16 protein-coding genes are annotated in these 22993 nt (G+C 72.1%); 11 read left to right on the top strand and 5 right to left on the bottom strand.

Translation table 11 applies throughout. The features are described 5' to 3' along the window. The first annotated feature begins 71 nt into the window (after window positions 1–71). The 6 genes from WMF44_RS33545 (at window position 72) to WMF44_RS33520 (ending at window position 9484) form a co-directional block, all read left to right on the top strand. Window positions 72–935 (top strand): protein-L-isoaspartate O-methyltransferase family protein, encoded by an 864-nt coding sequence (locus WMF44_RS33545; protein ID WP_437294123.1) that lies wholly within the window; start codon window positions 72–74, stop codon window positions 933–935. 855 nt (window positions 936–1790) lie between these two features. Continuing rightward, window positions 1791–3008: a type II secretion system F family protein gene (locus WMF44_RS33540; RefSeq protein ID WP_437294122.1), complete on the top strand. Its 1218-nt coding sequence runs from the start codon at window positions 1791–1793 to the stop codon at window positions 3006–3008. Then, window positions 3008–4471, top strand: a complete 1464-nt coding sequence (locus WMF44_RS33535) for a sensor histidine kinase (protein ID WP_437294121.1) — start codon at window positions 3008–3010, stop codon at window positions 4469–4471. Before WMF44_RS33540 ends, WMF44_RS33535 begins: the two co-directional genes overlap by 1 nt. Window positions 4472–4848: 377 nt before the next feature. Continuing rightward, window positions 4849–5442 (top strand): MlaC/ttg2D family ABC transporter substrate-binding protein, encoded by a 594-nt coding sequence (locus tag WMF44_RS33530; protein ID WP_437294120.1) that lies wholly within the window; start codon window positions 4849–4851, stop codon window positions 5440–5442. A gap of 78 nt (window positions 5443–5520) precedes the next feature. Continuing rightward, entirely contained in the window at window positions 5521–8064 is a 2544-nt protein-coding gene (locus WMF44_RS33525) for a tetratricopeptide repeat protein (protein WP_437294119.1), read from the top strand. A gap of 139 nt (window positions 8065–8203) precedes the next feature. Further along, window positions 8204–9484, top strand: a complete 1281-nt coding sequence (locus WMF44_RS33520) for an aspartate kinase (RefSeq protein WP_437294118.1) — start codon at window positions 8204–8206, stop codon at window positions 9482–9484. A gap of 80 nt (window positions 9485–9564) precedes the next feature. On the opposite strand, the gene WMF44_RS33515 is transcribed toward WMF44_RS33520, so the two are convergent. Further along, window positions 9565–11265 (bottom strand): hypothetical protein, encoded by a 1701-nt coding sequence (locus tag WMF44_RS33515; RefSeq protein WP_437294117.1) that lies wholly within the window; start codon window positions 11263–11265, stop codon window positions 9565–9567. 369 nt (window positions 11266–11634) lie between these two features. On the opposite strand from WMF44_RS33515, the gene WMF44_RS33510 reads away from it, so the two are divergent. The 4 genes from WMF44_RS33510 to WMF44_RS33495 all read left to right on the top strand — a co-directional run bounded on the left by WMF44_RS33510 (window position 11635) and on the right by WMF44_RS33495 (window position 13890). Continuing rightward, entirely contained in the window at window positions 11635–11973 is a 339-nt protein-coding gene (locus WMF44_RS33510; RefSeq protein WP_437294116.1) for a hypothetical protein, read from the top strand. Window positions 11974–11980: 7 nt separating this feature from the next. Continuing rightward, the gene (locus WMF44_RS33505; RefSeq protein ID WP_437294115.1) at window positions 11981–12703 is read left to right on the top strand and encodes a hypothetical protein; all 723 of its coding nucleotides are present in this window, start codon (window positions 11981–11983) and stop codon (window positions 12701–12703) included. Continuing rightward, window positions 12700–13263: a TlpA family protein disulfide reductase gene (locus tag WMF44_RS33500; RefSeq protein WP_437294114.1), complete on the top strand. Its 564-nt coding sequence runs from the start codon at window positions 12700–12702 to the stop codon at window positions 13261–13263. Before WMF44_RS33505 ends, WMF44_RS33500 begins: the two co-directional genes overlap by 4 nt. A 240-nt stretch (window positions 13264–13503) precedes the next feature. Beyond that, a complete protein-coding gene (locus WMF44_RS33495; protein WP_437301647.1) occupies window positions 13504–13890 on the top strand; it encodes a VOC family protein in 387 nt (128 codons plus the stop codon). 84 nt (window positions 13891–13974) lie between these two features. Here the strand turns inward: WMF44_RS33495 and WMF44_RS33490 are convergent, their stop codons facing one another. The 4 genes from WMF44_RS33490 to WMF44_RS33475 all read right to left on the bottom strand — a co-directional run bounded on the left by WMF44_RS33490 (window position 13975) and on the right by WMF44_RS33475 (window position 21973). Then, the gene (locus tag WMF44_RS33490) at window positions 13975–14811 is read right to left on the bottom strand and encodes an SHOCT domain-containing protein (protein WP_437294113.1); all 837 of its coding nucleotides are present in this window, start codon (window positions 14809–14811) and stop codon (window positions 13975–13977) included. An 89-nt stretch (window positions 14812–14900) separates the two neighbouring features. After that, window positions 14901–16178: an aminotransferase class I/II-fold pyridoxal phosphate-dependent enzyme gene (locus WMF44_RS33485; protein WP_437294112.1), complete on the bottom strand. Its 1278-nt coding sequence runs from the start codon at window positions 16176–16178 to the stop codon at window positions 14901–14903. 159 nt (window positions 16179–16337) lie between these two features. Beyond that, window positions 16338–18293: a 2-hydroxyglutaryl-CoA dehydratase gene (locus WMF44_RS33480; protein WP_437294111.1), complete on the bottom strand. Its 1956-nt coding sequence runs from the start codon at window positions 18291–18293 to the stop codon at window positions 16338–16340. A gap of 71 nt (window positions 18294–18364) precedes the next feature. Continuing rightward, a complete protein-coding gene (locus tag WMF44_RS33475; RefSeq protein ID WP_437294110.1) occupies window positions 18365–21973 on the bottom strand; it encodes a BadF/BadG/BcrA/BcrD ATPase family protein in 3609 nt (1202 codons plus the stop codon). Between the two features lie 275 nt (window positions 21974–22248). Between WMF44_RS33475 and WMF44_RS33470 the strand changes: the two genes are divergently transcribed. Next, window positions 22249–22956, top strand: a complete 708-nt coding sequence (locus tag WMF44_RS33470) for a TetR/AcrR family transcriptional regulator (protein ID WP_437294109.1) — start codon at window positions 22249–22251, stop codon at window positions 22954–22956. Window positions 22957–22993: the final 37 nt, after the last annotated feature.

The following is a 22993-nucleotide window of genomic DNA, read 5'->3' as shown; positions in this document are numbered from 1 at the left end:
TCGCGACGCGTTCCGTGAAAGATCGAGCCGCACCGGCGGTCCTGCTTCAGGATCTCCCCGTGGCTTCTCCCGTGGGCACCGAAACACGCGCCGCCGTCGCGCCGCTCGCCGCGCTTGCGGCGAGGTACGACGATCGCCGGCCCGATCGCTGGGAGCCGGTCCCCGAGTGGCTCGACGCGGCCATTGCGTGCGACGTCGAGCTCGCCGAGGCTGGCCGCGTCGCGCGGGCGCCGCTCGTGGCCGAGCTCGCGCGCCGCTTCGAGTTTCTTGCCCACTACCTGGACGCGATCCTGCTCGTGCCGCGCGAGCGCTTCGTCCTGCCGGAGGATCTCGCCGCGTCGGCGGACGACACGCCGTTGCCGCTCGACCGCGCGGGGCACGCGACCGTGAGCGCGCCGCACGCGTACCTGCTCACGTACAGCCTGCTCGATCTCGGTCCGGGCGATCGCCTGCTCGAGCTCGGTACGGGCACCGGATACGGGGCGGCGCTTGCGCGGCGCATCGTCGGCCCGACAGGGCGCGTGGCTTCGATCGAGATCGACCCCGTGCTGCACGCGCGCGCGGTGCGGCTGCTCGGCGCGCGGCCCGATCGCCGGGAGGGCGACGATGCGCTTGCGGCCAGCGCCGCCGGCCCGTCCGACGAGGGCGCGGGCGTCACGCTGCTGTGCGGCGACGGGCGCTCGCTCGCCGAGCGCGTGCTCGCGGGCGAGCGGACATCGCCGTCGGAGCGGCCCTGGAAGGTCGCGGTGACGTACGCGTTGACCGAGCCTCCCACGGCGCTCGAGGCGCAGCTCAGCGACGGGGGCGTCCTTGTCGCGCCGGTCGGCGCGTGGGAGGGCCACCAGGAGCTCGTGCGAGTCGAGCGCCGGCAGGGCGCGCTCCTCCGCGAGGTGCACGGCGCGGTCCGCTACGTGGCGGAGCGCGGGCACAGCTAGCTCTCGCAGCGGCCACGCACCGACGCCTTCGCCGTCCGGTGTTGACCCATCCGGACCAGACGCCCCGTTCTCTGGACAACCGGAGCCATCGCACGATCCCGTGCCCGGCGACCCGTTTCGTCGGATGAACCTGTGCCATGCCGATGCGACACACCCATCGTGTCCAGATGTCCCCCCCACGCTGTCCAGATGGCACACGCTCCTGTCCAGATGGCACATGTTCCTGTCCAGATGGCGCATGCTCCTGTCCAGATGGCACACGCTCCTGTCCTGATGTCCCACCATTCCGTCCAGGTGATCCGCCCATCGTTCCCGTATGCGCGCTGTGGTGAGCCGTGCCCGTGATCCAGGGCCTCTGGATCGGATAGGAGCTGTTGGGCTGGATCGAGGTGAGCGCCGGCGGGGGTCTCCGCGCGGCGGGGGCGGGTGGGCGCGGCGAGCACCGACCGAGGTACCATCCGGTGTCAGGGGGCGCGGCGTCTCAGGCGCGCCTTGTGTGGCGCGCGACGAAACGTTCCAGGTGGCGTGGCCCGAAGGGAGACATGCCGGGCGGTGTTCTCAGCGTAAGCTCTCCTGCTCCGGTCTTGGCGGATGGCCGAGCGCCCGCCCGCCCCCGCCGCGCGGAGACCCCCGCCGGCGCGTGCTGTTCGGCGCGGCGCCCTCTCCCTCCCTCTCTTCCTTCCCCGTCCCCCGTCCCATCGCACCGCCCCCCACCGCCCCCCTTGCCGGATCAGAGAACGCGCCACCGTCTTTGACCCTGGACCGCCCGGAACTTTATCCTGGCCTCCCCAAGGCGGGGCCGCCCCTGCGCGTCGGCTAGGCCCGTCGTGGATCAGGGAGAAGACCGGGAGCACTATGGCGGAGTTCGTTTGGGAGGCGCGCGGCCGCACCGGAGAGATCCGGAAGGGCACCATGGAGGCCGAGAACGAGGCGGCGGTGCAGAACCGCCTCCGCGCTCAGCAGCTCAACCCCACCCGCGTCAAGAAGAAGGGGGCTCAGCTCAGCTTCAACCTGAGCTTCGGCTCGGGCGTCGAGCCGAAGGACCTCGTCAAGTTCATCCGCCAGTTCGCGACGATGATCGACGCGGGCCTCCCGCTGGTCCAGTGCCTCGAGATCCTGTCGAACCAGGAGCCGAACAAGGTCTTCCAGGCGGCGCTGAAGGACATCAAGAACACCGTCGAGCAGGGCGCCACGTTCAGCGACGCGCTCCGGCGCCACCCGAAGATCTTCGACGACCTGTTCGTCAACCTCGTCCAGGCCGGCGAGGTGGGCGGCATCCTCGACAGCATCCTGAACCGGCTCGCGATCTACATCGAGAAGCGCGTGAAGCTCGCGCGCCAGGTGCGGGGCGCGCTCGCGTACCCGATCGCCGTCATCGTGATCATGGTCGTCGTCATGGTCGTGCTGATGTCGTTCGTCATCCCGTCCTTCGAGACGATGTTCGCGGAGTTCGGCGCCAAGGACGCGCTCCCGCAGCTCACGAAGATCGTCATCGCCGTCTCGAAGGCGTTCGTCACCTACCTCCCGCTCATCGTCGTCCTGACCGCGGCCGCGGCCTTCGGCGCGACCTACTTCTACCGCTCGCCGTCCGGCAAGCGGATGGTGCACCGCCTCATCCTCAGGCTCCCCATCATCGGCCCGGTCATGCAGAAGATCGCCGTCGCGCGGTTCTCGCGCACGCTCGGCACGCTGCTCGGCTCCGGCGTGCCGATCCTCGACGCGCTCGACATCGTCGCGAAGACGGCCGGCAACGTCGTCGTGGAGGAGGGCCTCATGTACTCCCGCCAGAAGATCTCCGAAGGGAAGAACATGGCCGAGCCGCTCGGCGAGATGAACGTCTTCCCCGGCATGGTCGTGCAGATGGTCGCCGTCGGCGAGCAGACCGGCGCCCTCGACACGATGCTCAACAAGATCGCCGACTTCTATGAAGAGGAGGTCGACGTCGCCGTCGCCGCGCTGACGTCGCTGCTCGAGCCGCTCCTCATGGTCATCGTCGGCGGCATGGTGGGCATCGTGCTCATCTCGATGTACCTGCCGATCTTCGATCTCGCCGGCAAGATCAAGGCGGAGTGATGTCGACCGCGGCCTCCCCGGCGAGCCCCGGCGGCGAGGCCGGGGCGCCGCGAGAGCACGCCGGGGCCGCGCCGCCGCGCGACGCCCGCGCCTCGACGCCGGCGATGCTGCTCCCGTCCGGCGCCCCCGGCGGCGCCGAGGCGCCGCTCGCGAGCCGGCTCACCTGGCTCATCGCGCTGCGCCTCGCGGTGCTCACCGTCTTCCTCGTCGTGACCGCGGCGGTGTACCTCGGCGGCTTCACCCCCGGGAGCTTCTCCAGCAACGTCGCGCTGGTCACGGTCGCCGCCGCGTACGGCGTCTCCGGCATCTACGCCGTGTTCCTGCGCATGAACCGCGCCCTCCGGGCGATCGCGCGGGCGCAGCTCGTGACCGATCAGATCACCTGGACCGCGCTCGTGTACATCACCGGCGGGGCCTCGAGCGGCGCGACGTCGCTCTACGGCCTCACCTGCCTCACGGGGGCGATCCTCCTCGGGCTCCCCGGCGCCATCGTCGCCGCGGCGTCGGGGGCGGCGGCGTACCTCGTCCTGTGCGCGGCGCTCGGGCTGCACCTCCTCGGGGTGCCGCCGGATCAGCCGGCCGGTGCGTACGCGACGCACTGGGGCGAGCTGCGGTACCCCATGTTCGTCAACCTGCTCGCGATCCTGGTGGTCACGCTGCTCGCGAGCTACCTGGCGGAGCGGCTGCGCGCGACGGGCGGCCGGCTCGTGCAGGCCACCGCGCGGGCGGAGCAGGCCGAGCGGCTCGCGGCGCTGGGCCGCCTCGCCGCGGGGCTGGCCCACGAGATCAGGAACCCGCTCGGCTCGATCGCGGGATCCATCGAGCTCCTCCGCACGGGCGGCACGCTCTCCGACGAGGATCGCAAGCTCTGCGAGATCATCGAGCGCGAGACCGCGCGCCTGAACGACCTCGTCGGCGACATGCTCGATCTGTCGCGCCCGCGGGTGCCCACGCTCGAGGGCGTGGACCTCTCGGCGACGGCCCGCGACGTCGTCGTGCTCGCGGGGCGCTCGGGCCGCGGTGGCGACGTCGAGGTGCGCTTCGAGGGGCCGCCGTCCGCGCCGGTGACCGCCGACGCGGCCCAGATGCGCCAGGTCGTCTGGAACCTCGTGCGGAACGCGATCCAGGCGAGCTCCGCGGGCGCCGTCGTGACCGTGCGCCTCTGGCGCGACCCGAGCGCCTGGCTCCTGGAGATCCGCGACCAGGGGCGAGGCATCCCCGCGGGCGCCCGCGATCGCCTCTTCGACGCGTTCTTCACGACCCGCACGCACGGCATGGGCATCGGCCTGGCCGTGGTGAAGCGGATCCTCGACGATCACGGCTTCGCGATCGAGGTGGACAGCCGCGAGGGCGAGGGGACCGCGTTCCGGGTGAGGGTCCCGGACCGGCCGCCGGAGCCCTGCGGCGCGGAGCGCCTCGCCGTCGCCGCGGAGCTCTCCCCGCGATCGCGCCCGGCGGGCTGACGCGGAGCCCGCGCGGCCGCGGTCGATGCCTCGTCACATCGGACGCGTGGCGCTCCGTTCACGCCCCGGTGCGCCGCGCACGAGCTTTTCCCGGCGCCCAGCCGAGAGATCGCGGCCGAGCCCGCCGCCGCGCGTGAATAGGCCGCGGAGGCCGTCGTCTGCCCCTGGGGAGCGGGCCAGCGCAGTCGGATTGCTGTCTCTTCTCGCGGTGTTCATGGAGAGCAGGGATGCGACGTCGCCGGGCCACCGGGCCCTGCGTCCGACCTGGCAGGCCGTTTGCCATGCCGTTTGCGGATGGACAGGGTGAGCAGTAGAAGCCTCCCGAGGCGCGCTCGCTGCCCGCAGGCACAGAAGGAGAACCATACGTGACACGCAGGATGAACCATCTCTTCGCGGCGACGTTCTCGCTGCTCGCGCTCACGCTCGGCCCGGTGGGCCTCGCCAGCGCCGGGCCGGCGACGGACGTCGTCAAGGCCAAGCAGACGGCCCTGTTCGACCTCCTGAAGAAGGGGGGGGTCGAGAACCAGAAGAAGGTGGGCGCGGTCTTCGACGAGATGCTCGATTACGCGGCGCTGGCGGAGGCCTCGCTGGGCAGCGAGTGGGCCGCGCGGACCGACGCCGAGAAGCAGCAGTTCAGCGAGCTCCTCAAGCAGCTCGTGCGCAGGGCCTACGAGCGCAACCTGAAGAAGACGCTCGACTTCAACGTCGAGTACCTCAGCGAGACCGACAGCGGCGGCGTCATGACGGTCAAGACCAAGGCCGTCTCCAGGAAGGACGCGCGCGAGGAGCCGGTCGAGATCGCCTTCAAGCTCTCCCAGAAGGGGGGCGCCTGGCTCGTGAAGGACATCGTCACCGAGGGCGTCAGCCTGGTGGGGAGCTACCGCTCGCAGTTCACGAAGATCATCAAGAAGGATGGGTTCCCGGCGCTCATCCAGAAAATGAAGGACAAGCTCGCCAAGGGCGAGATCTGACCCGCCCCGCCGCGCCTCGTCCGGCGCGATCGCCGTGAACTCGCCTGAAATGCCGCCGGGTTGATACCCTTGGCGGGTATGGCTGCTGGACAGAGGCGCGGCCGGCCGGCGCGCGCGCTGGGCCTTGCGCCGTCGATCCGCGCGCTCGCGCCCGGCGGCGGCGCGGCCCCGCGCCCGCCCGACGACCGCCCTGTCCTCCGGCTCGCCGTCAGCAAGGGCGCGCTCGCCATCGAGCTCGGGGAGCCGTTCGCGCTCGGGCCGCTCCGCGTCACCGAGCTCGTGGTGCGGCTCGCCGGGATCCGGTTCCCTGTCGACCTCTCCGGCGGCGTGGCGCGCTTCCGGCACCGGCGCGGCCAGCTCGTCCGGCTCTCCGTCGAGGCGCAGGGGACCGAGCTCGCCGGCTGGGCCGCGCCGCGGCTCCGCGGCCTCCTCGGCGACGGCGCGCCGCAGCTCCTCATCGCGCCCATCGAGGACGGCGCGCTGGTCGCGCTGCGATCCGGCGAGACGGCGCTCGCGTTCGACGTCGCCGTGGCCCCGGGGGAGCGCGCGCTCAGGCTCCTGCCGGAGCGCGCCCGCGGCATCGGCCTCGCCGCCCCGCCGCACGCGCTCGCGCTGCAGGCGCTCTCGATGATGGCGGGCGCGCACGGGCGCCTCGTCGAGGGCGCGATCGTTCTGGACGCCGCGGTCGAGCGGATCGTCCGACTGCTCCTGCCCGCGGCGGGCGCGAGGGCGCCCGCGGTGGAGGGGGTGCAGTGGGCCGTGGTCACCGCGGAGGCGGGCCGCTTCCGCGCCGAGGGCGCGCTCGGCGCGGCGCCCCCCGCGCTGGGCGACCGCGCGCTCCGGGCGCTCGAGGCGGCCGAGCTTGCGGGCGCCGCCGACGAGCTCGCGTCCGCGGGCGGGCTCGACGAGGCGCGGCGCGCCTACCTCGCCGCGCTGGAGCGCGCCCCGCGGCACCCCGAGATCTCCTCGCGCCTCGCCTGGCTCGACCTCGTGATCGGCGAGCGCGCAGAGGGGGCGCTCTCGACCGTCGTCGACGCCATGCCCGCCGTGGACGCCGGCCTCCTCGGCGGCGCGCTCCTCGAGGCGGTCGGCGATCACGACGGCGCGTTCTCCGCGCTCGCGCGGGCCGCGCACGCGGAGCCTTACGGCCCGCTCGCCGCGCTCGCGTGGCTGCGCGCGGCGGCGCTCGCGGACGCCGTCGACGTGCGCCTCGACGCGCTGAACCTCGGCGTGGCGCGCGCGCCCGGGATCGAGGCGCTGCGGTGGGCGCGATTCCACGCGCGGCTCGACGTCGCCGACGTGCGCGGCGCGCTCGCGGACGCCGAGCACCTCGAGGCCTCCGCGCGCGGCGCCGAGGCGCGCCACGCCGTGTCGCGCAGGGCCGCGGAGGCGTTCCTCGCGCGGGGCGACGTCGCCGACGCGCGGGTGCTCTTCGAGCGGGCGCTCCGCTACGCGCCGGAGAGCCCCGACGTTGTCGCGGGCCTCGGGCGCTCGCTGCGGGCGGCGGGGGAGGGGAGGCGCGCGCTCGACCTCCTCGCCCGGGCGCGCGCCCTCGCCGCGCGCAGCGGCGCGCCCGCGTGCGCGCTCGATCTGGAGCTCGGCCGCGGCCTCGCGGAGATCGCGGGGGATCTCCCGGCGGCGATCGCGCGCGTGCGGAGCGTCCCGCCCGGCGCGCCGGAGGCGCTGGAGGCGCGGCTGCTCGAGGGCCGCTGGTGCGCCGGGCTCGGCGATCTCGGGGGAGCGTCGGTCGCGCTCGGGCGGCTGCGCGACGCGGTGGAGCTCGCCCTCCAGGGCCGCGCGGACGACGCGGGCCCCGCTCGCGCGAGGGGAGCGCCGTTCGGCGACGGCGCCGCCGCCGTCGCGGCCCTGCTCGCCGAGGCCGCCGAGATCGAGGAGCGATCCCGGGGGGATCTCCTCGCGGCGCAGCGACAGCTGGGCCTCGCGCTGCGCCTCCGGCCGCGCGATCCGGGCATCAACGCCGCGTTCCGCCGCGTCTCGGGCGAGATCGCGCCGCCTGTCGCGCCTGCCCCGGCGGCGCCGCCCGGCCCGGTCCAGCGGCCCCGCGCGGCCGAGCAGCGGATCGAGGTCCACGTCGCGGCTCCGCGCCGGCGCACGATCCCGCCCGAGCCCGTGGTGATCGCCCCGGCGCCGATCAAGCCTCCCCCTGTCCCCCGCGCGCCGGCCGCCCCGCCCAGGGCCGCGCCGATCGACCCCGGGACCATCGACGAGATGCCCACGCTCGATGGATCCGACACGTCGACCGACCTCACGGCGCCCATCCCGAGCAGCGTCACGCTGGCGGAGGGGCAGGTGCCGTTGGCCCGCGCGTTCGGCGTCGACGACGAGCTCCTGGCCGAGCGGCTGGCCGATCGGCTCCGCGCCGATCCCGCCGACCAGGGGGTGGCGATGGCGCTCGCCGATGTGCTCGAGCGGCTCGGTCGCGACCTCGATCTCCTCGCCCTGCTGTCGGCGCGGATGGAGGAGGGGGACGACGCCGTCCGCCTGGAGGTCGCGCCGCGGCGGCGCGACGTGCTCGCGCGGCTCGCCGCTCGGGCGCGGGCCGAGGGGCGCGACTCCGAGGCGGAGCTCTACGAGATGCTGCTCCAGAGCGAGCCCGCCTGAGCGCGCCCGCCTGAGCGCGCCCGCGCGGTCTGCGCCCGAGCGGTCTGCGCCCGAGCAGCGAGCCGCGCGCTTGGCCCACGCGCCGCGCCCGTGATAGCCCGAGCTCTTGCGCAGCGCGCGCAGCGCTTGGAGGTGCAGCATGGCCGAGCAGCCGTCGAACCGCGCCCAGCAGGAGGGCTCGCCGTGCGAGCCGGGTGCCTCGCCCGCGAAGGCGGGCCGTCCGATCATCGTGCAGAAGTACGGCGGCTCATCGGTCGCCGACGTCGACAGGATCGGCAAGGTCGCCGAGCGCGTCGTCGCCGCGAAGCGCGCCGGCAACGACGTCGTCGTCGTGGTCAGCGCGATGGGCAAGACCACCGACGGCCTGCTCGCGCTCGCCCGGCAGGCGGCGAGCGCGGCCGCGGATCCTCCCCGGCGCGAGCTCGACATGCTGCTCTCGACCGGCGAGCGCGTGTCGATGGCGCTCCTCTCGATCGCCATCCAGGCCCGGGGCTTCGAGGCGATCTCGTTCACGGGCTCCCAGTCCGGCATCCTCACGAACGATCGCCACTTCGACGCGCGCATCATCGAGGTCCGCCCGTTCCGCATCGAGGACGAGCTCGCGCGCGGCCGCATCGTGATCGTCGCCGGCTACCAGGGGATGAGCTACCGCCGCGAGATCACGACGCTCGGCCGCGGGGGCTCCGACACAACGGCCGTGGCGCTCGCGGCGGCGCTCTGCGCCGAGCGCTGCGAGATCTACAGCGACGTCGACGGCGTGTACTCGGCCGACCCGCGGGTCGTCCCGGACGCCCGCCACCTGCCCGAGCTCGACTGCGCGGTCCTCCAGGAGATGGCCGAGTGCGGCGCGAAGGTCGTCTGCGCCCAGGCGGTCGAGTGGGCGCGGCGCTCCGGCGTGGCCCTCTACGCGCGGTCGACCTTCGACGCCGGCCCCGGCGCGCGGGAGACGGTGGTGCGCCGGTCCGCGCCGGGCTCGGCGCCTCCGGCGCTCGCGGCGCGCGCGATCGTCGCCGAGGGCAACGTCGTCCTCGCGCGGGCTGACGGCGGGCTCCGGCTCGACGAGGTCCTCCGCGCGGCGGGCGATCTCGGGCTGGGCTTCCGGGATCTCTCCTTCGGTCACGGCGGCGGCGCGTTCGTGATCCCGCTCCTCAACGTGCCCGAGTGGCAGGGGGCCAGGCGAAAGCTCGCCGCGCTGCTGCCGTCGCTCGAGCTCGTCGAGGGGCTCGCGGCGGTCAGCGTCGTCGGCGACGGGCTCTCCGCGACGGCGGAGCCGCTCGCGCGCTTCGTGGAGGTCCTCGCGCGCGCCGGCATCGCGCCTCGGTTCACGGTCGCGGGCCCCCTGCGCCTCGGCGCCCTCGTCGGCGCCGCGGACGTCGCGGCCGCGCAGCGCCTGCTGCACGCGTCGTTCGTCGGCGGCTGAGCGCGCCGCGCGCGAGGCGAGCGATGTGCGAGCGCGGCGAGCCGGCGCTCGCGCGCCGCCCGCGCGGCGGAGGACGACCGTCAGTGCTTTCTCTGTCGCGTGAGCGCGACGAGCCCCGCCCAGCACGCGACCCACACGACCTCGCGCGACGCGTCCCAGGCGATCGCCGCCGGTCCGATCGACGCGGCCTCCTCGTCGGGGGCGCCCGGGGGCGTCGCGCCGAGCTCGGCGACGAGCGTCGGGGCGGCGTTCGACGGCACGTGGACCAGCTGCGCCCGGCGCTCACCCTCGCGCGCGACGAGCGCGAGCAGCGGCGACGCCTTGTGGTCGCCCGCGAAGGCGAGGGCGGCGACCACCGCGAGCCCCTCCAGCACGCGGAAGGTCTCGCCGCCGTTGCGCGACACGCAGAGGAGCCCGGCGCCGGAGATCGCGATCGAGCGCCCGCCGGCCGCCGCTGCGAGCCTGCAGTCGTCGGCCTCGGCCGCGCGCCGCGCCGCCCCCGACAGCGGCACGACCGGCGAGCCTTCGTCGTCGCCGCGGAGCCGCTCGAGCTGCGGTCCTTCGGCCGCGCTCGTGAGCGCGACGATCACCCCCTCGCTCGCGCTCATCCGGAGCACGCCGTCCCGCAGCGCGGGCCCGGGCGACAGGGAGAGCGCGCCCTTCGACGACGTCGGCGCGCCGTCGCGGCGGGGCGAGCCCGCGGCCACGGCGGAGGCGGTCTCCGGCGGCGAGACGACCGCGCCGGCCGCGGGCGACCACAGCGTCTTGCCGGCCAGCACCCACAGGCGCCCCGGCGTCGTCGCGAGCGTCACCGGCGCGCCGCCCGAGCCCCACGCGCCGAGCGGGCTCGCGCTCTTCCCCCGGTCGTCGCTCAGCAGCAGGTTGCCGCGGCGCGTGGCGATGAGGATCGCGCTGTCCGACAGCGCGATCGAGGAAGCCGACGTGTCGATGCCGGCGCGGCGCGCGGAGAGCGCCCCCGCGTCGACGACGAGCACGGCCCCGCGCTCGCCGCCCGCACGCTCCGCGCGGCGCGGGCGGCCTCCCGATCGCGCGGCGGGCTCGCTCGTCAGCCCGGGCTCTGCGCCGGCGCTGCCCGCGACGACGTAGCCGCCGGCCACCGCGAGCGTGCTGCACGGGACGGCGGCGCCCGCGTCCTCGACGACGACCCAGGGCAGCGCGTCCCAGACGGGGGCCTGGTCGTCGGGCAGATCGGGCAGCTCTGCGAGCAGATCTTCGCCCTCGTACGCGCCGTCCTGGTCCGCGTCGAGCGCCGGCAGCTCCCCCTCGTCCACGTCGTCCGCCGGGTCCTCTCCCGTCCCTTCCGCGCCGCCGTCGTCGCCGTGCGGCCCGCCGTGATCGTCGAGATCGTCCTGCTCGGCGTCGCTCTGCTCGACGGCCTCATCGGACAGCCACGTGCTCGCGTCGGCCTCCGCGATCCCCTCGTGGAGCGCCCCGACGTCGACGCCTTCTTCCGCGGGCTCGTCCTCTCCGGTCCCGCCGTCGTCCACGGCGAGCTCGACGCCGATCTCGAGGTCGCTCGCGTTCGCGTCGTCGAGCCCCTGCTCCGCGTCGTCGAGCGTCTGCAGGAGATCGTCGAAGCCCTCGTCGCCCCCTTCTTCCTCGTCGTGCCCGAGCGGCGGCAGGTCGGTCAGCTTGCCGTCGTTCTCGTCGTTCTCGTCGTGCTCGCGCTCGTCGTCATCGACGGCGGTCTTCGGCTGCGGCGCCGGGCACGTCTCGCGGCGCTCCTCCATTCGCTCGCTGCAGGCTCGTGAGGCTGACATCGGCGGGAGTGTAGCGCCCCTCGCGGCGCTTTCGCCCCGCGCGGCGATCCCCGAGCGCTCCGTGGGCCCCAGAGCCCGCCTGCCCCGGCTCGCGGCGGTGGCTCTCGTCGGCTCCCGTCGGCTCTCGTCTGGCTCGGGCCCGCGGCCCGTCGCCTCCCGACGACGCCGCCGGCGAGCCGCCCGTGCGAAGGAGGAAGGGTGAAGGTGAGCGGCCCGACGATCTCGCGCCGCTTTGGCGGGCTAGAGAACGCCGCGGGGCCCGCGGATCGAGGGAGGAACGCGGCCTCTTGACGCGGCGAGGGGGCTGGCCATCCCCGCCGGGTGTGCCCGCTGGATCCCTCCGGCGAGCGGTGCTTAGCTCCGCCGTCCATGGGCCGGAACGACAGCAATTCCAGGCGAGTCGCGTCCGCGTCTCCGGCCGGCGGGCAGCCATCGGGCGCCGCGGAGCAGCTCGGGCCCGCGCGCGGCCCCCTCTCGATCGCGGATGCGAGCGCCGGGATGCTGGTGCAGCACGTCCTGGTCCACCCAGCGGACGTCGTGTTCGTGAAGAGCATCGTCGAGGCGAGCGACGGCGTCGCGCTCCTGTTCGCGGATCGCGGCGGAGAGCTGACGCTCGTGGCGCCGCTCGGACGGGGCGACGAGTTCGCCGAGCTCGTGCGCGATCTGGAGCGCGACGTCGGGGCGCGTCGCCGCGACGCGCTGCGCTGAGGGTGGCATGACGGAGCGCCGCGACCCGAGCTCGGTCGATCTCGTCCAGGAGCCCTCGCTGGACGCCGCCGCGCCCGACGGCGCGGCGCAGGGCCTGCCCGCGTCGTCGGGCGCGCTGCTCGATCCGCGCATCCTCGCCGCCTGGCGGGAGTGGCTCGCCGCGCTCGCGACCGACGCCGAGGCGGCCATCGCCGCAGCGCACGTGTACGGGGAGCTCGGCCCCGAGGCGCGCGAGGCGTGGCTCGACGTCCTCGCGGAAGACGCGCCCAAGCTGCAGGTGCCCGCGGTGGCGATCTATGCGCCGCTCCTGTCGGTCGAGAGCGACGCCGGGCGCCGCGAGCGGATCGAGGTCGCGATCGAGGGGGGGGAGCATGCGCCGCGCCCGGCGGGCGGCTTCGCGCTGCGCGGCGTCGCCGCGGGGGGCGATCGCGTGGTGGCGCTGGTGACGCCGCTCTACCTGCGCTTCGTGCGGGTGCTCTGGTGTCGCTATCTCCCCGAGGATGGCATCGCCTGGGCGCGGCACGATCCCATCGTCCGCGCGGAGGACGCCCCGGGTCCGGGGATCCTGCTCGACGGCGCGCAGCTCGAGGCCACGCCGATCAAGCTGGTCATCGAGGAGCTGTGCCATGCCGTCCTGGCGCAGCGGCGCAAGGGCGCCGAGCTCCCACCCTCGCTGCAGCTCTGCGCCGATCTCTTCGACGCCCACCTGGAGGGTGATCCGCTTCCATGAGGCCGCTCGCGCCGGTGTGCACGCCGCTCCTGCTGCTCGCGATCGGCTGCGGCGGGGGCGGCGACGCCGTCCGGGAGCCGGCGGCGGGGCCGCCGCTCGCCGCGGCGGCGCCGGTGCCCGGCCCGGTGCGGAGCTTCTCGTACGAGACCCTCGACGGCCGCGAGCTCTCGACCGGGTCGCTCTCGGGCAGGTTCAGCGTGATCGGCTTCGTCGCGACCTACGATGTGGCGTCCCAGGCGGAGGCGCGGTTCCTCGCGGGGCTGTTCCGCGATCACACGCCGCGCGTCAACGCGGCGCTCCTCGTCCTCGAGGCGAGCGAGAACCGGCCGCTCGTCGAGGCCTTCGTCGCGGCGCTCAAGCTCCCGTACCCGGTGGCGCTCGCGGACGCCCCGACGATCGCCGGAGAGGGGCCCTTCGCCGGGCTGCACCACGTGCCGAGCGTCGTCGTCCTCGACGCAGGGGGCCGGGAGGTCTTCCGGCACGTGGGTCTCATCACCCAGGAAGCGCTCGAGGAAGTCCTCCGCGGCCTCGAGCGCGCGAGCGCGCGGCCCGCGCGGTAGGCAAGGCAGCGCTGCCCGTCGAGATCGCGGCGCCGGGCGGAAAATCGCGTGTGGACGAACCATGGGGGCGGCGTCCGAGCGGCCGTGGCGCGCGCTGCCGACTTCCTGCTGAGGATGGCAATTCCGTGTGGCCTATTGGAATGCTGTTCACGGCGTTGCGTGGTGCGCTTTGCCGGGAGGAGAGATGCAGTCCCTTTTCTTCAGCTGGGGCGGTCTGCCTGGGCGATGATGGCGCGCATGATGATCGACCACATCGGTTTTCCAGTCTCGGATTATGAGCGGAGCAAGGCCTTCTATCTGGCGGCCCTGGCCCCCCTTGGCTACGGGCTCGTGATGGAGATAACGCCCGAGATGACCGGAGAGGCGGGCACCCACGCCGGCCTCGGGCCTGAGGGGAAGCCCGACTTCTGGATCGGCACGGGAACACCGCTGCAGGGCGGCTTGCATGTCGCCTTCGTCGCGAAGACGCGGGCCGACGTCGACGCGTTTTACCGCGCCGCGCTCGCTGCTGGAGGCGTCGACAACGGTCCGCCGGGGCTACGGCCGCAGTACCACCCGGGCTACTACGGCGCGTTCGTGCGTGATCCTGATGGGCACAACATCGAAGCGGTCTGTCACGGCGGGTGACGGTCGACGGAGCATGGCGAGCGCTCCTCTCCGGCGCTCGCCGCCCGCCCCTCCTCGCCCTCGGCGACCGTCCTTTGCTCGTGCTCAGAGCCTGCCGAGGAGCTCTGTCTTCTTCGCAGCGAACTCCTGCTCGGTGATGAACCCCTTTTGCCGGAGATCGGCGAGCCGCTCGATGGCGGCGAAGATATCCCCTTCCTGCGCCGGAGCAGGGCGGGGGGCGTCCGCCTGCACCGGAGCGGCCGCTTGCGCCGGAGCGGGCGGGGCGATCGGCGCCTGCTTCACGGCGAGGTCGCCGGAGATGATTGGCAAGCTCAGCACGCTCACCACGCCGTACTGGCTGGTGAACGTCACGGACGCCCCCGACCCTTGCTGCTGCGACACGCCGCCGATCTGGTGATCGAGCGTGTCATAGACGCTGACGCGCCCGTTGACCTCGACGGCCAGGCGCCGCGCGCCGGGGAAGTAGGCATATCGGACGTTGTTCTGCGATCCGCTGGAGCTCGGCACGCCGAGCTCCCCGGGCCACCAGCTGCCCGAGCCCCCTCCCGAGCCCGGGACGAACAGGCTGACCGGCGATCCCCCAAGACCTCCACTGCCACCTTGCTGCTGCTGCTGACCGCCCTGCGATGGATAGCTCGGGGGCGCTGGAACGAAGGGCTGGCTGGCCAGCAGGCTGGACAGCTCGGAGCACAGGCCGTCCACCTTGGCCTTGAGACCGTTGTTGAACATGTCCCCGACCATGGTCATGCCGCCCTGCATCCACTGCCCGCCGCCGCCCAGCTCGGGGTGGTAGAACTGCGCCATCGTTCCATGGCCGTTCACGAGCGCCTGCAACAGCGTCATCACCGCGTCGGTGCTGACGAAATAGCGCTGTGACAGGTCGGAAACTCTCTGCTGACCTTCGAGGGTGAGTTGCTGCATGGTGAGGCGCTCCGGGAGGAAGCGCCCACCCTTGCACTGCGGTGCGTTGATCGCAATGCGAGCGAGCGACGATGACGGCGATACGGCGATCAGCCAGCGAGCTTGCGGACGCTCGCGAGCTGGACACAGACCGCGACGACGTCCATGGCGACGCGGATCTGCTCCAGCGGCGGCATCGAGGGCGCGACGCGGATGTTGCGGTCGCGAGGATCGCGGCCGTACGGGTACGTCGCGCCGGCGCCGGTCAGCTTCACGCCCGCCTTGTTGGCCAGGCGCACCACCTCCTTCGCACAGCCGTCGAGGGTGTCGAGGCTGACGAAGTAGCCGCCGCGCGGCGAGGTCCAGGTGGCGATGCCCTTGCCGCCGAGCTCGCGCTCGAACGTGGTCGTCACCGCCTCGAACTTGGGCCGCATGAGCTCGGCGTGCCGCTGCATGTGGCCCAGCAGGCCCTTGTAATCCTTGTAGAAGCGCACGTGCCGCAGCTGGTTCACCTTGTCCGGACCGATGGTCTGGATGCCGAGGTGCTTCTTCGCGTCCGCCACGTTCGCGGGGCTCGACGCCATGGCGGCGACGCCGCTGCCGGCGAACGAGATCTTCGACGTGGAGGCGAAGACGATCGGCCGGTTGGGGTGGCCCGCGGACTGGCACGCCGGCACGATGTTCGCGAGCTTGTCTCCCTCGGCGTAGAGGTCGTGGACCGCGTAGGCGTTGTCCCAGAAGAGGCGGAAGTCCGGGGCCGCCGTCTTCATGGCCGCGAGCCGGCGCACGACCTCGGCGCCGTACGTGGTGCCCGTGGGGTTGGAGTACTTCGGCACGCTCCACATGCCCTTGATGGCCGCGTCCTCGGCGACGAGCTTCTCGACCTGGTCCATGTCCGGGCCGTCGTCGCGCAGGTCGACCGTGATCATCTCGATGCCGTGGTGCTCGCAGATCGCGAAGTGGCGATCGTAGCCGGGGCTCGGGCACAGGAACTTCACCTTGGGCTGCTTCACCCAGGGGCCGCTGCCGTCGGGCACGCCGTGGATGAGCGCGCGGACCACCGCGTCGTGCATCATCGTCAGGCTGCTGTTCCCGCCGACGATGACCTGCTCCGAGGGGACCTCGAGCATCTCGGCGAAGATGGCCTTCATCTCGGGCAGGCCGTCGAGGCCGCCGTAGTTGCGTGTATCCGAGCCGTCCGAGGCGATGAGGTCGCCCGCGCCGGGCAGCGCGAGCATGCCGTTCGCGAGATCGAGCTGCTCGGACGACGGCTTGCCGCGCGTCATGTCGAGCTTGAGGCCGCGGGCTTCAAAGGCAGCAAAACGCGCCTCGAGCTCACGGGTGAGCGAGGCAAGAGCATCGGGAGACAACGAGCGCAGTTCGGTCATGGCGCGCGATATCTAGCAGAATTTCGCGCGTGCGTCGCGGCCGGACGGCGCGGCGGGCGGGGCGGCGCGGCGCGCCGAGCGTGGAGAGGCGCGGCGAGGCCGAGAGGGCCGAGGGGGCCGCCGGGCGCAGCTCGCCCGGCGGCGTCCGCCTCGTCCGCCTCACTCCGCGGCGATGGGCTCCACGCTGTTCGCCCCGTGGCTCACGTGGCGAACCTCGGGGTTGTTCTCGAAGTACGCCTTGCCGGCCAGGCGCTTGACCAGCGGGCTGAACCGCTCCGCGGCCTTGCCGCCGACGATGTCGCGGAGCAGCGCGACGTCCTCGCGCGCCCGGGCGAGCGTCTCCGGGTCCGTGAGGAAATCCTTCGCCGCCTTCGCCTTGGCCGGGGCCGCCATCACGGCGTCGCGGAGCGCGCCCGCCGCCGCCCTGGCCTTGCCCACGGCGCGCTCGGCGGCCGTCTGCTTGATGAGCGGCGCCACCTCGTAGACGAGGTTGGCGGCCGAGCCGGCGACGCGGTGCGGCGCGTGGTGGAGCGGGCTCGCGTACTTCGGGTTCCTCGCGAGGAACGCGCGCACCTCGGCCTCCGTGACGCCCGCCTCCTCGTAGGCGCGGGTGAGCTCCTGCTCGGCCAGGATGCGCGCCTTGAACATGTACATCTGGATGCGCGAGTAGAAGTTCGTCGCGCCGTCGCCGCTCGTCTCCACCGCGCAGAAGATCGTCCCGGGGTAGCGCGACGTGATCAGCGACTGGACGCCGTCGGAGACGCCCGACGAGGGCATGCAGCCGAACGGCTTCACGCTCACCGTCACGTGCGCCTTCGACTTCACGGCGTTCACGATGAGCTTGCCGACCTCCATGTGCCCCTCGCCGCCGCGGAGGTCGTTCGAGTAGTAGTCCTTCGCCACCTCCGCCACGAGCTCCATGTCCGGAAGGTGGTAGTCGAGCAGGCCGAGCGGCAGCGCGAACGCCTGGAAGCCGACGCGCAGCGCGCCCTCGGCGAGGCGCATCGTCGCGAGGCGCTTCGCCACGCCGAACTCGTCCAGGCTGGCGAGGCCGTAATTGCCCTCGTCGGCGCCGCGCAGGTCACGCCGCTCGCGGGTGTCTCGGGCGCACTCCCAGATGTTGTAGAGCAGCCACGCCGTCGTGAGCTGGATGTCGTTCTCGCCGCCCTCGCTCTCGAGGAACTTCTGCAGGGCGTAGTTGCCGTCGCCCTCGGTCGTCATCGCCCAGAACTCGCCGATGATCGACGTCTTCGCCTTGGGCCGGAGCTTGTCCACCCGGACGCCCTCGAACTCCTTGCGCGCCTCGTAGAGCGCCTTGAACACGTTCGTCTGCTCGTAAAGCGCCTTGTAGAGGATGCGCTTCGCGCTCTCCATCGCGCGGTTCGTCGCGCCCGGCTCGACCTCGTAAGGCCGGATCCGGTAGCCGAGCGCGTTCAGCGTGTCGCCGCAGACGATGGCCTTGATGATCGCGATGAAGAACGCAGGGTTCATCTCGAGCCCGACGTCGTCGCCCGTCGCCTGCGAGAGCCCGCCGGTCTGCTGGAAGAGCATGACCCGGAAGCCGTCGAAGCCGGCGTCGCGGAGCGCCTTCCTGTACTCGGTCACGTACATGCCGAACCGACAGGGCCCGCACGCGCCCGCCGTCAGGAACACGTAGTTCTTGATGATGTCCTCGGTGGACATCCCCTGCTTGTCGCGCAGGTCGATGAGGTACTTCACGAGGCCGCCGACCGTGAAGTACGTCGGGTTGCACTGGCCGCGGTTGCCGAACTCCTTGCCTGTCTGCAGCCCCGCGTTGTCGCTCATCCCGAAGTAGTGGACGTTGTAGCCGAGGCCCTTCAGCGCGCCCTCGCACAGGAAGTCCTGCGCGGCGGTGAGGCCGCTGATGAGGAGCGTCACGCTCTCGCGCTCCTTCTTCGTCATCTTCGGCTTGAGCATGTTGTCGACCCACTGGCGCCGCTCGGCCTTGAGCCCGAGCCGCTCCCGCTCGGCCTCCTCGAACGCCCTGAGCTCCGCCTCGATGTCGACGTCGGTCTTGATGGATCGCGTCTCGCCCGCCAGAGGAAGGCGCGTCTTCTGCGTGGTGGTCGTGCTCGTCGTGCTCGTGTGTTGCATGGCGTGGCTTCCCTTCGCTTGGATGCTGGAAGGGGCGGCCCCGCCGTCCCCCCCTCGACCTTCGACGTGGTTCAGGCTTCCAGGGGGACGACGGTCCCGTCGGACTGCTTCTTCTTGAGCTGCACGAGGCCCGTCTTCTGGGCCTCGGGCGGCGAGACCGGCGCGACGTAGCTCCGGACCTTCTCGGCGAGCGCGGCGATCTCCCGCTCGAGCGCGGGATCCGTGATCTTGCGCGCCGCCTGCTGGTCGCGCTTCAGCTGGAGCAGCTCGAGCCGCTTCTCCTCGATGCGCTGGACCAGCTGCGCCTTCTTCTTCGCCGCGTCCTCGAGCGCCTCCTCGTGCAGCTTGAGGCTGTGCGCGTACGTCTTCACGCGGATCTTGATCGACCCGCCCGGCTTGTTGGCGTCGATGTCGTGCAGCGCCGCGTACGGCGTGGCGCTCGAGCTCACGATGCTGTCGATGATCCCGTACGTCGGCGCGTCGTGGCCGCACTTGAAGCTCGAGAGATCGAGCAGGACGACGTTCGGGTGGCGGGCGGCGAACTTGGCCGCCCAGACCTTCTGCGCGCTGTTCGCCGAGTAGTTCTCCGGCCAGACGTCGTTGATGTCGAGCGGGTGCTGGCCCGTCGCGATCTCGTCCTTGAAGTACCGCGCGAGGTACTCCATGTCGCGCGGGATGGACCGCACCGAGAGGATCGGATAACCGAGCACCTGGAACTCCTCCGGGATGCCGTGGTTCAGGCCCGGGTCGGAGTGGTACGGCCGGCCGATCATCAGGATGGCCACCCGGTTCTCGGACTCGACCGTCTCGAGGATCGCCCGCCCCTTGTCCTGGAGGTCGCGCTCGAACTGCGAGAGCGCCCGCATCCCCTCGCGGTGCGCGTGATCGCTCTCGTCCTCGGTGATGCCGAGCCGCGGGCCCCAGGTCTCGAACATCCGGCGCGCCGTCAGCGTCATCTCGGAGAACGTGAGCGCGGGGTCGAGGTACTCGATGCCGCGCGTCTTGAAGAAGTCGACCTCCTTCGTGAACGCCGCCTTCATGACGTCCGGCACGCCCGCGACGATCGGGCAGCTCGTCTTGTCCATCACCCCTTCGCCGAAGCTCGGCACATGGGTGAGGATGGGGAAGAAGATGTAATGGAGCTTCTTCTCGTCGCTGTGGTGGTGGAAGAGCAGGTTGTGGACATGGGCCTGCGCCACCTTGGACGGGAAGCACGGATCGATGGAGCCGTACTTGCCGCCCTCGACCCACATCTCCTCGCTCGTCGCGTCGCTGAAGACGACGTTCTGCTTGGGGACGCCGAGCGCCTCGAAGTAGGCGCGGTAATACGGGCCTGTCGAGTAGATGTTGAGCACGCGCGGGATGCCGATGCGGACGCGGCGGAGGCGCTCCCGCACCTCGATGCCGCTCCGCCGGAACGGGCGCGTCGTCTCCACCCGGCGGATGCCGAGGAAGCCCTTCTTGACGACCGTGTCCTTCACCGGCGCGCCGTCCTCCGGGAGCGGGGCCGTGTCGTAGAAGTGCCGGAAGGCGAGCTTCGACTCGTAGTCGACGAGGTTCGGGAACTGCTTCGCGATCTTCTTCCGCTCGGCGACGAGCGCGAGCATCGCCTGCTCGCTCTCGACCGTGCCCTTCTCGCACGAGAAGCCCGAGATGTAGCGGCTCGTCGTCCCGTCAGGCCGCTTCGTGTCGATGAAGGTCCGCTTGCACTCGTTCGGGCAGAAGTGGCAGACCGTCTCCTCGTCGTTCTTCGTCGTGTATTCGAGGGCGATCGCCGCGTCGATCCCGATGAACGTCGACCGGCCCTTGCGCTTCACGACGCGGAGCGTCTCGAACGCGGCGCCGAGCGCGCCGGCCTCGCCCGTGTGCGGGTGGACGAACACCTCGGCGCCGGGGACGCGCTCCTTGATGTAATCGACCTGCGCCTTGACCGCCGCGAGGTTGTACTGCGTGCCGCCCTGCAGCACGTAGCGCGTGCCGAGCGCCGCGAGCCGCGGGATCTGCACGACGTACTGCCACACGTTCTTCGGCAGCACCTGGGCGAGCCCGGCGAGCAGCTCCTCCTTCGAGAAGCCCTCCTTCTGGAAGTTCACGCGGTCGGTGTCGAGGAAGACGGCGCAGCCGTAGCTGAACTTCGGCGCGAGCTCGGCGCCGAACGCCGTGTCGGCGTACTCGGTCACCTTCAGGCCGAACTGGTCGGCCATCGCCTGGAGCAACATGCCGTTGCCCGCAGAGCACGAGTTGGAGAGGCGGAAGTTCGCGATATCGCCGTTCTTCATGAACAGGACCTTGATGTCCTGTCCGCCGATGTCGCAGATGACGTCGACGTCGCCGAAGAACTTCACCGCGCTCATCATGTGGGCGACGGTCTCGACGATGTTGACGTCGGCGCGCATGCACTCCTGGAGCACGTCGGCCGCGTACCCGGTGCCGCCGAAGCCGAGCACCTCGAGCGTCGCGCCCTGATCGAGCACGTACTGCCGGAGCTGGGAGAGCAGCTCCTTCGCGTCCTGGATCGGGTTGCCCTTGGAGAGCTGGTAGGCCTTGCAGACGATGTTCCCGTCCTCGTCGATGAGCACCGCCTTCGACGAGGTGGAGCCGCCGTCGAGGCCGATGACCCCGCGCACCACCTGGCCGGGCTCGAGCTTCATCGGCGAAAACCGCGGGATGCTGTAGAGCTTCCGGAACTCGTCGACCTCGTCCCGGGTCTTCACGAGCGGCGGGCCCGCGCTCTCGCCGAGCCGGGCCTTCCTGCCGTTCGTCATGTACTCGACGAGCCCCGCCTTGCCGCCGTAGCGGCCGACCTCCGGCGCCTCCTTGAGCCCGTAGACGCACGCGCCGAACGCCGCGTAGTACTGCGCGTTGTCCGGGACGAAGATCGTCTCCTCGACCGGCTGGTCCTTCGGCCAGTCGTAGCCGCGCTCGTCCCAGGTCTCGGGGATCCGCTTGCGCCAGCACTCCTGGAGGAAGGGGAGGTAGGTGTTGGGGCCGCCGAGCAGGATCACCTTGTGCTTCAGCGTCGAGCCGCGCGTCAGCACCGACAGGTTCTGGAGGACGATCGCGTCGGCGAGCGAGCAGAGGATCTCCGTCGAGGGGATGCCGCTCTTCACGAGGTTCACGATGTCCGTCTCGGCGAAGACGCCGCACTTCGCGGCGACGTGGTGGAGCTTCGAGTCGTCGAAGTGGATCTTCACCACCTCCGTCGAGGGGAGGCCCACCTTGATCATGCACTTGTCGATGGTGGCGCCCGTGCCGGAGGCGCACTTGTCGTTCATCGACGGCGCGGCGGTCTTGTCGCCCGTCTTCTCGTCCCGCTGGAAGATGATGATCTTCGCGTCCTGCCCGCCGAGCTCGATGACGCTGCCCACGTCCGGGTGCAGGCTTTCGACCGCGAGCGTGACCGCGTTGACCTCCTGCACGAACTTGGCGCCGAGGCCGGGGCAGAGGGGCGCGGCCCCGGAGCCCGTCATGAACACCCGCCAGCTGTCCCTCGGCGACGCGGGGAACGACGCCTCGATGGTCTCGAGGAGCTCGAGCACCTTCTCCGGCTGCTTCGTCTGATGCCGCTGGTAGTCGCTCCAGAGAATCTCGAGCGTCTGCGGATCGAGCACGACGGCCTTCACCGTCGTCGAGCCGACGTCGATGCCGACCACGACCGGATCCTGGATCTGCCTTCCCATCGGGGCTCCTCCCACCGCCGTCGCCGGTCCCCAGCGTCCGACTGACTGGCTGGTCAGTCGTGATGGCTACAACGGGATGCCCGGGAAATCAAGCAATCCGGTGCGTCTTGGTCGCCGCGCGACGCCGTTTTCCGGGCATCTCGGGCCGTCGCTGCGTCCAGGGTGCAAGGTTCCGACGCCGCGCTCGGTTGCGGCGGGTTGCGTCGCCCGCACGGCGCCGGAGGGGAGACATCGGTCCCCAGGTGGCGGGCCGGTGATGGTAAAGCGACCGGCCCATGGACAAGGCCGAGCGCCGCCAGGCGCTCCTCCGCGCCGCGCGTACCGTGTTTTCCGAGAAGGGCTATCACGAGGCGAAGGTCGACGACATCGTCGCGCTCGCGAAGGTCGCGAAGGGGACGTTCTACCTCTACTTCCCCGACAAGCGCTCGGTGTTCGGCGAGCTCGTGCGCGGCCTCTTCTCGCGGCTCGGCGGCGCCATCCTGCGCGTGGACCCGTCGGCGGACGTCGAGGCGCAGGTCAAGCACAACATCCGCGCGATCGTGGCCGTCCTGCTCGACGATCCGGCGCTGACGAGCATCCTGCTGTCGCACGCGGCCGGGCTCGACCCGGCGTTCGTCAAGGAGCTGCGGGCGTTCCGCCAGGAGGTGAAGCTCCTGCTGCAGCAGAGCCTCGCCGAGGGGCAGCGGCTCGGCGTCATCGAGCCGGGGGACACCGAGCTCTACGCGACGTTCACGATCGGCGCGCTGAAGGAGGTGCTGTTCGAGAACGCCCTCGAGGAGCAGGCCCGCCCGCGCGAGCGGATCGTGACGGCGCTCCACGATTTCCTGCGGCGCGGCTACCTCCGGATGGACCCCGCGGCCGGGCTCGCGGCGCGGGGCCCGGAGGGCGAGCGCGCCGCGCCCGCGACGGGGGACGCCTCCGGCGAGGCGCCGGAGCGGGTGAGCCCGTCGCGCGGCCGGCGGGCCAGGTCGAGGGGCAACTGACCGGCGCGTCAGTCAGGGCGGGGACTACCCAGGTCAG

It is taken from the genome of Sorangium sp. So ce426, from assembly GCF_051475585.1.
Lineage (GTDB): Bacteria > Myxococcota_A > Polyangia > Polyangiales > Polyangiaceae > Sorangium > Sorangium cellulosum_B.
The sequence above is the reverse complement of the archived record's forward strand: the minus strand, read 5'-3'. Positions and strand labels throughout refer to the sequence as shown.